Raw genomic sequence first — 12,779 nt, forward strand, 5'->3', positions numbered from 1 at the left:
GAAAGATTGATGAATCAAATTCCACATCCTTACAATTATCTAAAATCCCTTTGCGCTTATTCTACCTAATCCTATTTATTTTTAATCTTTAAAAACATTAACTAAAACAAAATAGCATTTATGAGAAAATTTTACACAATTCGCTTTTTATTTTCATTGATTGCGTTGTTTTTGATAACAATGGGGCAGGCGCAGGTTAGTTTAGCCACTTCGCCCTATATCCAAAATTTCGATACCATTAGAACGGCTTTGCCCAATGGGTTTACGGTAAGAATCGGAGCCACCAATTCTGCTTTAGGTACACCGATTGCCAGTTTTAATACTGCCGCCACTAACTGGAATAGCACTTCAGGCCGATTTGGCAACTATGCTTCTGCAACAGGACTAAGAGCCAGTACCCCACCTGCCACTCAGGCGGCTGCCACCAACCGTGCTTTGGGCGTTCGACAAACCGGTAGTTTTGGCGATCCGGGTGCTGCATTTGTATTTCAGGTTATAAATACCAAAGGGAAAAAAGATTTTGCTTTGAGTTTTAATTTACAATCACTCGACAGCACGTCACCCCGCAGTACAACATTTTTAGTGCAATATGCAAAGGGCACCAATCCTAACAGTTTTAATACGGTAACCTCCACACCTACCCCTTTAGTAACCGGTAACAGAAAATTTTATGATACATTGGTGAACGTGAATTTCGGTACTTCATTAGATGATATTAATGACACTGTATGGATTAGAATTGCCACATTAAGTGCCAGTACCGGCAGCAGTAACCGGGCTACTTCTGCTATTGATAATTTTAGCTTAAGCTGGAATGATATACCTGCAGATACCATTCCACCGGTTGATACTTTACTGATTCCTCAAAATGGAGCCACAGGTGTTTCATCTATATTGCCTTTGAAAATTTATTTCAGCGAACCGGTAGCAGCAGCCACAGGAAATATTGTGGTAGAAAACACGACCGACAATGTGACAGATACCATTGGTGTGGATAGCAGTATTGTTGCTATAAACAGCAATATTGTTACCATTACCACCGGATTACAACCACTAAAACATTATAAAATAAATATTGATGCAGGCGCATTTACCGATTTTTCCAATAACGCTTACGCAGGTAAAAATGGGAATAATTGGCAATTTACAACTGCAAGTAACGATACAGTACCACCTTTTGCTATGAGCCTCACCCCCGCTAATGGCGCTGTGAATATATCCAACAAACCAAATTTCACCATTCATTTTAATGAAAGCATGGTATTGGGTTCTGGAAACCTGCTCATTAAACAAGTAAGTAATGATAGTTTGGTACAAACCATTCCCCTTGCAAATGTAACAGCACAGGATAGTACAGTTCAATTTTCGGCAATTGCCAATTTAGGTTTTAGCAAAAAATATTATGTACAAATTTCAGACAGTGCATTTCTGGATTTGTCGGGCAATGCATTTGCCGGATTTAAGGATAGCACATACTGGACATTTACCACACAAAGCCCCGATTACTTATTCAATCTGAATAACTGTAGCAATGGCTTACCCGATGGCTTTACCCAATTCAGCGCAGCTGGCGATTCAACCTGGAATTGCACCATTTATGGTTATCAGGGCAATGGTATTCAGATCAATGGATTTGGTGGGGGCAGTGCACAATTAAATGACGATTGGCTAATGAGTCCGCCATTAGATTTAACCGGTTTCAATATTCCATTATTAGAATTCTACAACAGAACCAAATACAATGGCCCGCAATTAAAACTGTTGGTTTCAACCAATTATTCAGGAACCGGTAATCCATCTGCCGCCACCTGGACCGAAATCAATGGTCATTTCCCGCCTATTAATTCAGATACATGGACAAAGTGTGCTAGTATTAATCTGACAAACTTTAAGTCAACAAATACTTATATTGCCTGGAGATATGCCTCCAGCCCAACTGATGGTGCACCACGCACTACAATAGACAATATTCATGTACTTAACAGTACACAGGCGCCACAACCCACATTGACAGTTCAACCGGATAATTTATTTTTAGGATATGCTGCTGCCGGAGTTGTGAGTGCCGGTAAAGCATTCCAATTTACAGTGGTAGATGCCAATGGCAATTTAACCATTACTGCACCTGCACAATTTCAGGTTTCAAAAGATAGCATTACATATGCAGGTACCATTCAATACACTGTAAATGAATTAGAGCAAACCAATATTAAAGCTTTTGTTCGGTTTGCTCCTACACAAAACAATTTAGAATACAGTGGCCAGTTGAATTTTGCAATTGGTTCTATTTCTAAAAACTTCACCAGAGTGTATGGTAATAGTGTAAACCGAAGCAATACCATTGATATTGTAAACTGGAATATTGAATGGTTCGGTAGCAATGGTTTTGGTCCTTCTGATAAAAATTTACAGGAAACCAATGTAAAAAAAGTATTACGCTATTTGGATGCTGATATTTATGCATTAATAGAAGTAGTGGATACAATCCGCTTCAGAAGGCTCATTGATTCATTAGGCAGCAATTGGGGCTATACTATTTCGCCATTCTGTACCGGTGCCGCCACTCCATCGGGTAGCAACTGGTTAAGCGGACAAAAAATGGCACTGGTGTATAAAAAAGATATGGTAAGTAATGTATCCGGAAGAGGACTCATGCTCAGCAGTGCTACTGCCAGCAGCAATTGGGCCAATAGCAGGGTACCTTATCTGGTTACTGCCGATGTAACTAATAAAGGGGGTGTTACCAAAACCATTAATTTTTTTATTATTCATGCTAAATCAGGCAGTACTGCCTCTGATTACGATAGAAGATATGCCGGTGTGAAAGAAATGAAAGATAGTTTGGATGCCATCTTTAGCAATAGTAACGTGATGATTCTGGGCGATTACAATGATGATTTGGTAAGTACCATTTCTACAGGTTCAGGCCCGGTTACTTCATGGGATCCTATTTTAAAAGATTCTGTTGGAACCAAATTCTACAAAGCATTAACATTGCCCTTGGATTATCAGGGATTTGCTTCTACTATTAATTATCCGGGAATGATTGACCACAATATCATTTCAAGTAGTTTATTAAGTAGCTACATCAACAATTCTGCCAAGGTTAGAACAGACGTAACCACTGTAATTCCGGATTATTTATCCAATAATACATCCGACCATTACCCCATTTATGTTCGTTTTAATTTTGGAACAGCTACTGCGGTAAATCCGGTAAATAATGATCCCAATTTACTCACATTGTTAGGCAATCCCGGTCATCAGCAAATCCGCTTTATGTTTAACAAAAACATTAACAGCCGCTTACAAATTCAATTAATGGATTTAAACGGACAAATTTTACAGCAACAGGTTGCAGAACAGGTGAATAAGGGTCAGGTAATTAGTTTACCCATTCAAAACTTACCTGCAGGAACATATATGTTACGAGTAGCACATAAGGATGGCACTACAGTAAAACAAATATTAAAATATTAATATTTATTATTTGGTTGATTCAAAAAACCCGTGGCTTTCATTAGCTGCGGGTTTTAATTTTATTAAGCAGAATAGAGGCAATAAAAATAACCAGCTCCGATCCTGTTAATAACTGTTTTCAGATTTTGTTATGCGCAAACAGATCTTGACTCCTTATATTACTAAAGGCTGTGGCCGATGAATTAATACAGTTGCATAAGCAACCAGTCCTTCTTCACGACCTACAAAGCCCATTTTTTCGGTAGTGGTTGCTTTAATGGAAACTTCTTCAGAAGTTAAATGACATGCTGTTGCAATAACTTCCTGCATTTGAGGAATATAAGGTTTTATTTTAGGCGATTCCAGACATATACTGGAATCGATATTGATAATTTTATAACCCTTTTCTGCAATGAGTGCTACTGTTTTCTGTAACAATATTTTACTGTCAATATTTTTATATGCAGGAGAAGTATCCGGAAAATGCACACCAATATCACCTAAACAGGCTGCACCCAATAATGCATCGCAAATTGCATGCAATAATACATCGGCATCTGAATGCCCCAAGGCACCTTTATGGTAAGGAATATGCACACCACCTAACCAGAAATCCCTATCCGTTACCAACTGATGAAAATCAATGCCAAAACCTATACGCATACAACTATTTTAATAATTGAAAGATATTTTTTCAATAAATATGAAATCGGCAACATAATGTTACAATCCAAACCGGCAAAATGTTTGTACTGTGAATATTAAAAAATACGGCCACACTTAGCCGGACTATTACTAATTCAAATTGTTTTTTTTACCTGAACCATTATTAGCTAAGTCAAAGTTCAGACCAATTCTGATGGTATTAGATAATGGGTTACGTGTAGTTACATATCCTGACGCCACTAAATAAGAGAGATTAATGCCAATATTTTGGTAATTCAGCCCCAAACCAAAGGTCAGGTAATTTCTGTTACCCCGATATTTATTTTCATAAAAATATCCGGTTCTTATAAAGAAAGTATTATCATAATTATATTCTGCACCGGCAGAAATTAACCAGGAAGTGAGTTGGTTACTGCCATCATTGAACGATTTAAACCAACTGGAGAAAACGCTTTGGGTATAATAGGTTGGTGCTGTAGCAGAATCATAAGTAGGCACCAATAATTTATTCAAATCAACTGCAAAAGTTATTCTATTGTCTTTATCTAACCGGGCAGTGTATGCTGCACCCAAACCTAAATTGGCAGGAATATAATCTTTGATATTGGCATCATTGGTATAACTGATTTTTGAACCAAGGTTGCTTAAAGTTACACCCCAGGTAAAATAATTTTTTGTAGTATCAGCTGCAATATGGTACAGAGTAGCATCACCCGCTACAGAAGAACCTGCTTTATAAATTACACCGCTGTTATTTGGATCACCGGATGCAAGGCTACTGTTAATATAACGCAGCGCCACACCGATACCCAATTGACTGGAAAGCTTTCTGGAATAACCGAAATCAATTCCAAATTCTCTGGGCATTGACGAACCTAATAAATTTCCATTGGCATCTGCAAACTGAATATTGCCTAAACTAAAATAACGAACAGAGGCAGAAATAACCTGTTCATTATCCAACCGATGATAACCGGCAATACTGGCTAAATAAACATCATTTAATCCCAAATCTTTAAACCAGGGAGAATAGGTAACAGCAATAGAATTATCGTTTGTAGCAAAAGGTAATTTAGCCCGGTTCCAAAACATACCATTGGCATCGGGTGAAGTGGCAATACCAACATCGCCCATACCACTGGCTCTGGCATCAGAAGAAATACGCAAAAAAGGCACAGCCGTTGTGGTTACGTTCACGGTTTGTGTTTGTGCAAATACAGACAGGCTCACAATGCAGAGCAGAAGAACTAAAAAGAATACCCTTATTCTCATAACAGATTTTAATGTGATGAATATACCCTACGGGTTAAAAAACTAAGAGGTAGAATTATTTCATTCAAGCATTTTAGTGAACAAAAAATTTGGCTGTTGCTTCAGCTTTTCCTGTATTGGAGGATGCAATAATATGATAAAAATACAAACCATTCAAGATTTTTTTGTTGTTCAATCCCCGCCCGTCCCAGTTCAGTTCTACTACTCCTCCGGAAGAATTGGGCAAAGTTTGCAATAACCTTCCCACTAAACTGCCATTCATGCTAAAAACATCAATTTCTACCTTTATTTCCGGCGCATCCATATTGTGCACCAAACGAAATGTGGTTTGACTGCTAAAGGGATTAGGATAGTTGTATACGGATAATATTTTCGGTGGTACCGCCGCACTAACAATAAAATGAATAGTGACTGATCGTGCATAGTTGGCTACATTCCAGGCTTTTATAGTTAAGGTGTGTGGCCCGGGAGTTAGTCCGTTTAACTGGTATTGAATGGTGCCGGCCTGATAACTATTGGGCAAAGCCTCATAAAAACTATTGAGTATAATAGGATTATTCGTATTACCATCTAATACAGCTGTAATATCGTGGCCAATACCTGCGCCGATGGTATTTATACCTAACGAATCGAACAAATGCACCAATAATAATGGGGTGGGGTCAACCGTACTACCCGCTCTAAAAAGCGTATCATTTAAAAATGCTTTGATAGTTGGGCCAGCCGTATCTGCGGGCAACAGACTATTACCACCACCAATTAAAAATTGCGTAGTGTAACCGGTAGCATCCAAAACATCATTCCAGGCATATAAACTTAGTTTACTATTCCCGGCCTTATAGTTAATATCCTTGGGTACCACAAATCTTACCTGAAAACGACCATTTGTAACAGAAACCTGACCTTTATAAATAATGTTGGTTTGCTGCATAAAAGTAGTAACAGGGCTGGCAGGGTCATTCCCTAAACTACGCAGTTGTTGTGGCTTATCGAATAAAGTGGCTACTAAATTGCCATTAAATGAAGTTTGCATCTGCCCCTGTGCGTTGGCAATATGCCCACTAAATGTATAGGTATTCAGCGCTTTTAACGTATCATTACCCGTTAAAGCCTGTTGGTTCAGCTGATCAATTTTAATTTGAAGTGTCGGGAAGGAAAGCCGCATGGCAGGATCTCCCAATAATGTAAATTTTCGGTTATTTAAAACATCGCTACTGTTTTGATAGGTAATATTTTTAGCAGTTAAAACAGATTGACCCAAAGTAGGATATACACCGGAAGCATTGGGTTGCAAAGCAGCCTGCATATAATTATTATTAATAATTTGGTTACTATAGGCAAACACGACACGGGTAGTAGTTAATAAGGCAATAGCGCCGGTATTACCATTGTATAACAAACCGCCGCCTAAAGAATTTTTGGTAGGATCATCATAAGGTGCAAAATCGCAGGTAGCCGTAATAAACAAAGGCAATTTATCGGGATTATTGAGTTGTTGCAATTCGGTTTGGCCAAATACTGCAGAATTAGATAATTGTTGATACCCTCCATGCCCATTGTAGTTAAAAATTAAAGCCCCATTATACAATTGGCTAACGATGGCTGCATTGACTTGTGGATACCTGCTGCCTCCTGCCCCACTTATCATTGGATAGGCATCTAAATAAATTTTGTTGATATTAATGGCTGTATCGTATTGTGCAGTGGTAGCTGCAATTGATTCTGCATCCTGCAAATGCAAATCATTGTCTTTATCATCGGCTACAAAAACCGACTGATTGCGCCAGGCACCAAAAGCCGTTTTGGCATGATAGTGTATCATTTTATTCACCATAGTAGTAGCTTCTGTTGTAGTACGAACGGGGAAACGACCAATCGCTAACTTCAACGGCGGCGCCACATTCACCTGATTAATGTCATCTGTATTGCCTAATAATCCAAAAAAATCGTCGGTAACATATGTATTTAAAGGCTCAACACTGTTGGCACTTTCATAAGCAGGTACAAAATTGGTATTGGGTTGAATGCGATTTTTATAATCAAAAGAAGCAGCACCAAATAATAGTACATATTTTAATTGGTTAGTTGAATCGGCGCCATACTTATCATCATACATTTTTAAGAAATCTCTGATAGCCGTAGGATCCGGATTACCACTACTAAACTCCTGATAAATTTGTTGCGTAGTAACTACCTGCACCCTTTGTGAATATTGTTGTTGATGAAATGCAGCCAGTTGGTTAGCCTGTGTTATAAACTGCGGATGAGTAATAATGATAAAATCGGCCGGACTGGTACGATGCAGGTTTTGATTATTCATTGCCCCCAAGGCAAGTGGCTGTAATGCATTCGTGTCAGTAAAGGCAATGTATTGTTTTAAAGAATCAGCAGGTTGTACAAATAACAGTTGCTGATTCATGATTTGCGTATTCATTTCAATAGGTACAAGGGGTTGAGTAACATCCCAAACACGAATATTAGCGTTAGCATTCGATATCTGAAATTGTGCAACTCGGCCTGCACCCACAGCTGCAGGGTCAGAAAACAGCAATGGCATACCATTGTATATGGCTAATTTACGCCGGCATTGCAATACAATTTGATGCATCCACCCCTGCGCGCCAGAAACACCGGGATTAAATTGGAGGGTTACTTTCAATACCGAATCTGCATTCGGCAAACTAACCGATGCTTGTTGCTGTACCTCAGTGGCATAAGCATCTAAAAAATAACCGGAAACGCCGGCAATAGCAGGTGTGGCAAATAAATTGCCATTTAAGCTTAACGAAAAACTACTACTATTAGCCCCCACACTTCTACCCGCCAAATGGTAGCTTACGCCTACAGGTGTATTATTTAAAAGACCCGGAACCTGAAAAGTAACATTTCTGGTTAATCCGGCATTTTGGCTCATAGGGTTACTCCACCATGCTTTACCACTGTTTAACAAGTTTACTGAATCGTTTTCAATGGCAAAATGATCAGTAAAACTATTCACTAAAACAGTTGGGCTTAAAGCAGTTACTTGTGTGCTAATTCTTTTTCCTGAAGGTTGAATGGTAATGTAATAAAAAGCGGTATCGCTGTACAGGTTTTTTTGGTATAAGAACTGCTGTTTGGCAGCATCATACATCCATTGATGCGGGCCCGCAGCATAAAAAAGTACATAATCGTTGTTATTGAAAATACCATCGCCGCCATCATTTACCCAAATGGCATTTTCAAACAAATCATCTATTCGGGGTAAAATATTATTTTCGGGTAACATTTGCCCCCCATTTCCATAAATGCGTAAAGAACCTGCCAATAGGTTGGCGGTATTTATGCCCATATTTTTTAAAAAGGCAACATCTATTTTATAAACGCCAGCTTTAGTAACCCCAATTTTGAACCAATTACCGGCAGATAAAACTGAATTGGGCACATAATTTCTTTGGGCTTTTAACGTTATAGCAGCAGTTAGGAGAAAAAAAACAAGGGTAATTTTAAAAAAATAGGCAATTGTTTTTGGCTGGAAACAATTTATCGTTTTATTTAGCATAATCATTTACTGCGGCAATCCCCTTTTTTAAGGCTAAAATTAGGGTTTTCGGCTGTAGATTGTTATATTTAAGATGATTCATGTATAAAAATCGCCTATATTCGCACAGCGCAAAAACTTTACCCTCTATCTTTTACTGTTTAAGAACCTTAAAATTCATATCATGCAATTGCTTACAACTGCAAGAAACTGTGTGTTATTATTGTCGCTGATTGGCGCTGCTGCTTCTTGTAAAGTATTTAAGAAAAAACCTGAAAAATCGGCTGTTACCGGCTGGAATTATAATGACAAAACACAGGGTAATTTTTATGTAGCAAAACCTAAAGACATTAATACCGCTCCCGGTTTGGTATTTGTGCAGGGTGGTACTTTCACTATGGGTGCTACACAAGAAGATGTAATGGGCGATTGGAACAATATTCCCCGTCGCGTTACGGTGAATTCCTTTTTCATCGATAAAACAGAAATTGCGAATGTGCATTATCGTGAATATTTGTATTGGGTAGAAAATGTTTTCAGCGATACCACTGCTTATCCCGAAGTAATTGAGGCAGCAAAGCCCGATACATTGGTATGGAGAAGTGAATTGGCCTATAATGAGCCTTATGTTGAATATTATTTTCGCCACCCCGCTTATAATTATTATCCAGTAGTAGGTGTAAACTGGAAACAGGCCAGCGATTTTTGTGTTTGGAGAACCGACCGGGTAAATGAATTAGAACTTATTAAGAAAGGCTACATCAATAAAAACAATATTAAAACCGAATTGAATGGCGGTGGCCAGGAGAATTTTGATACCAAAGCCTATTTAATGGGCGAATATCAGGTACAGCCAGGTAAATTAGCTACTTCTAAAAGTAACCCTTTAAAAGATGCACAGGGCCGGCCCAGAACCACAGTAAAATTTGATGATGGTATTTTATATGGCGACTATCGCTTACCCACAGAAGCCGAATGGGAATATGCAGCCTACGGCTATATTGCTGAAAACCCACAGGTAAAAAAAGGAAAGAAAACCAGAGGAGAAGAGAATATTGCCAATAAACAGATTTATGCCTGGAAAAATGCAGGATTTGACAACCTGCGTTCTACACGTGCAGGTGCTTATCAAGGTGCTTTTCTAGCCAACTTTAAGAGAGGGGCAGGTGATAATATGGGTGTTGCAGGTGGTTTAAACGATAATGCAGCTATACCTGCAGAAGTAACTTCCTTTTCTCCCAATGGTTTTGGCATTTATAATATGAGTGGTAATGTAAGCGAGTGGGTAGCAGATGTGTACAGACCATTAACCAGCTTAGATGCAGACGATTTTAATCCATTCAGAGGCAATGTTTTCAAAAAAGTAGATATGAGCCGCGGAACAGGCAATTTAAGAGATAGTTTAGGTCGTATTGTAATGGTACCAGAATCTGATTCCGCATTGAGAGAAAGAAGAAATTACCAAAGAGCATATGCCAAAAATTATTTAGATGGTGACTCTTTAAGTGGGGTGAATTATGGCTATGGCATTACTACACTTATTTCAGATAAATCGAGAGTAGTAAAAGGTGGCAGTTGGAACGACAGACCTTACTGGTTATCGCCCGGAACCCGCCGCTTTTTAGAAGAAGATCAAAGCAGCAGTACCATTGGTTTCCGTTGTGCCATGACGCATTATGGCGCTGCTGAAGGCACTTCCAGAAAAGCACAAACAGGCAACTTCTTCCCGGCAAGAAGAGCTAAAAGATAAAGGAAAGGTAAATACAGCAATTCCACTTAATCAGTGGAAAAATGAAACGCCATCTTCAAAAAAAGATGGCGTTCTTGCGTAAACAACTTTTCAGTTAAATTTATATTGAAACAAATGATAAACCTATTGTATGATTAGCATTGACGCACTCTACCAAATTTATCTGCAATATCCGCAAGTACAAACCGATACCAGAAAAATAAAAAAAGATGACATATTCTTTGCATTAAAAGGACCCAATTTTAACGGTAATACCTTTGCGCTACAGGCTTTGCAACAAGGTGCAGCTTATGCAATTGTAGATGAGCAACCGGATATAAGCAATAATCGTATTTTTGTTGTGAATGATGTACTGCAAACCCTGCAGCAATTAGCTCTTCATCATAGAAAGCAATTCAACATTCCCTTTTTGGCCATTACAGGCAGCAACGGAAAAACCACCACAAAAGAATTGGTGAGCGCTGTGTTGAGTAGCCATTTTAAATGCTATACTACTCCGGGAAACCTCAATAACCATATTGGTATACCACTCACTATTTTACAGGTAAAACAAGATGCCCAAATAGCTGTAATTGAAATGGGTGCCAATCACCAAAAAGAAATTGCCGGTTATTGCACTTATACCCTGCCTACCCATGGCATTATTACCAATTGTGGTAAAGCACATTTAGAAGGTTTTGGTGGTATAGAAGGCGTTCGCAAAGGCAAAGGTGAACTGTATGATTTTATTAGAACGCATAACGGCATGGTATTTATGAATGCTGATTATGATTACTTACAGGAAATGAGCAAAGGCATCCATCTTAAACTAACTTATGGTACGGCCAATGCAGATATTATTGGCAATATACAGGAGAACAATTATTTTCTATCGGTACAACTTACAAAAGGCACAAAGGAAATCAGCCATATCAAAACGCATTTAGTTGGCGATTACAATTTACCCAATATTTTATGTGCAGTAGCCGTAGGTAAACACTTTAATGTGCCGGAACAAAAAATAAAAGATGCCATTGAAGCTTATCAGCCCAATAACAGCCGTTCGCAACTGATTCAATTCAACAACAACCACATTATTTTAGATGCATACAATGCCAACCCCACCAGCATGAAGGCTGCCATTGAAAATTTTGCTAAAATTCCCGGAAAGGAAAAGGTAGTTATGATTGGCGGTATGATGGAATTGGGTGAAGAAAGCCTTGCAGAACATCAGAATATTGTGCATTTACTGGAACAATTTAAATGGCATGCGGTTATATTGGTTGGAGGCGATTTCAGCCTGGTAAAACATAACTACCTTTACCTGAATAATGCTTCAGAAGCCAGTAAGTGGTTACGCGAACAAAATTTTCATCAGGCGTATATCTTAATTAAAGGCTCCAGAAGTATGCAAATGGAAAAAATAATTAACACGTAAAGAATAGCTATGCAGCCACTTTATAAAATGTTTCCACAGTTAGAACCTGCTTTATTGCAGGAAATAGAAGCAAACAGTATTCTAAAAACCATTCCTGCAGACGAAATATTAATCAGAACAGGCCAATATATTAAAAGTGCATTATTGGTTGTAGAAGGCACATTGAAAATATTCAGAGAGAATGAAGATGGTGGTGAGTTTTTAATGTACTACCTGCAACCCGGCGAAGCCTGCGCCATTTCATTGGTATGTGCTTCAAAAATGGAAGCCAGTAAAGTAATGGTAAAATCGGTTGAAGAAAGTGTCATTATGATGGTACCCATTCATTTAATGGACCAATGGATGAGCAAATACAAAAGCTGGTATTATTACGTTTTAGAAACCTACAGAAATCGCTTTGAAGAACTGTTGTTATTAATTGATCATATTGCATTCAGAAATATGGATGAGCGATTAATTTTTTATCTGAAGCGTTACTCCAAAGCACACAAAAGCAATCAAATTAATTTATCGCACCAGCAAATAGCAGATGAGTTGAACTCATCAAGAGAAGTTATTTCAAGATTGTTAAAAAAACTTGAACAAAAGAATTTACTAAGCCTTTCAAGAAATACAATTGAGTTAAAAGAAACTTTTCATAAAGAAATGATTTAGCAAAGTAACATTTGTCACATTTTTTACATGGATTCATTTTC

At 38.3% G+C, this 12,779-nt stretch carries 7 protein-coding genes; 4 read left to right on the plus strand and 3 right to left on the minus strand.

Features of this window, described 5'->3' with window-relative positions:
- Nucleotides 1-120 precede the first annotated feature (120 nt).
- Nucleotides 121-3,480: an Ig-like domain-containing protein gene (locus JK139_RS14800; protein ID WP_218331978.1), complete on the plus strand. Its 3,360-nt coding sequence runs from the start codon at nucleotides 121-123 to the stop codon at nucleotides 3,478-3,480.
- Between the two features lie 153 nt (nucleotides 3,481-3,633).
- On the opposite strand, the gene ispF is transcribed toward JK139_RS14800, so the two are convergent.
- From ispF to porU, 3 genes are all read right to left on the minus strand, one after another.
- Nucleotides 3,634-4,122 carry a 2-C-methyl-D-erythritol 2,4-cyclodiphosphate synthase gene (ispF, locus tag JK139_RS14805; RefSeq protein ID WP_074418047.1) on the minus strand — a complete coding sequence of 163 codons (489 nt, stop codon included), beginning with the start codon at nucleotides 4,120-4,122 and terminating at the stop codon, nucleotides 3,634-3,636.
- Nucleotides 4,123-4,254: 132 nt separating this feature from the next.
- On the minus strand, nucleotides 4,255-5,397 hold the full coding sequence (gene porV, locus JK139_RS14810; protein ID WP_218331987.1) for a type IX secretion system outer membrane channel protein PorV: 1,143 nt from the start codon (nucleotides 5,395-5,397) through the stop codon (nucleotides 4,255-4,257).
- A gap of 73 nt (nucleotides 5,398-5,470) precedes the next feature.
- Nucleotides 5,471-8,821, minus strand: a complete 3,351-nt coding sequence (porU, locus tag JK139_RS14815; protein ID WP_218331989.1) for a type IX secretion system sortase PorU — start codon at nucleotides 8,819-8,821, stop codon at nucleotides 5,471-5,473.
- A gap of 280 nt (nucleotides 8,822-9,101) precedes the next feature.
- On the opposite strand from porU, the gene JK139_RS14820 reads away from it, so the two are divergent.
- The 3 genes from JK139_RS14820 (at nucleotide 9,102) to JK139_RS14830 (ending at nucleotide 12,738) form a co-directional block, all read left to right on the plus strand.
- Entirely contained in the window at nucleotides 9,102-10,667 is a 1,566-nt protein-coding gene (locus tag JK139_RS14820) for an SUMF1/EgtB/PvdO family nonheme iron enzyme (protein WP_074418050.1), read from the plus strand.
- Between the two features lie 130 nt (nucleotides 10,668-10,797).
- Nucleotides 10,798-12,084 carry a UDP-N-acetylmuramoyl-tripeptide--D-alanyl-D-alanine ligase gene (locus JK139_RS14825; RefSeq protein WP_218331991.1) on the plus strand — a complete coding sequence of 429 codons (1,287 nt, stop codon included), beginning with the start codon at nucleotides 10,798-10,800 and terminating at the stop codon, nucleotides 12,082-12,084.
- Nucleotides 12,085-12,093: 9 nt separating this feature from the next.
- Entirely contained in the window at nucleotides 12,094-12,738 is a 645-nt protein-coding gene (locus tag JK139_RS14830) for a Crp/Fnr family transcriptional regulator (RefSeq protein WP_074418051.1), read from the plus strand.
- Nucleotides 12,739-12,779: the final 41 nt, after the last annotated feature.

The organism is Hydrotalea lipotrueae (assembly GCF_019249625.1).
Classification (GTDB): Bacteria; Bacteroidota; Bacteroidia; order Chitinophagales; family Chitinophagaceae; genus Hydrotalea; species Hydrotalea flava.

Excerpts from the sequence above, each read along its gene's own strand:
- JK139_RS14825 (WP_218331991.1), top strand. The coding sequence starts at position 10,798 with ATGATTAGCATTGACGCACTCTACCAAATTTATCTGCAATATCCGCAA.
- ispF (WP_074418047.1), bottom strand. The coding sequence starts at position 4,122 with ATGCGTATAGGTTTTGGCATTGATTTTCATCAGTTGGTAACGGATAGG.
- porV (WP_218331987.1), bottom strand. The coding sequence starts at position 5,397 with ATGAGAATAAGGGTATTCTTTTTAGTTCTTCTGCTCTGCATTGTGAGC.
- JK139_RS14800 (WP_218331978.1), top strand. The coding sequence starts at position 121 with ATGAGAAAATTTTACACAATTCGCTTTTTATTTTCATTGATTGCGTTG.
- JK139_RS14830 (WP_074418051.1), top strand. The coding sequence starts at position 12,094 with ATGCAGCCACTTTATAAAATGTTTCCACAGTTAGAACCTGCTTTATTG.
- JK139_RS14820 (WP_074418050.1), top strand. The coding sequence starts at position 9,102 with ATGCAATTGCTTACAACTGCAAGAAACTGTGTGTTATTATTGTCGCTG.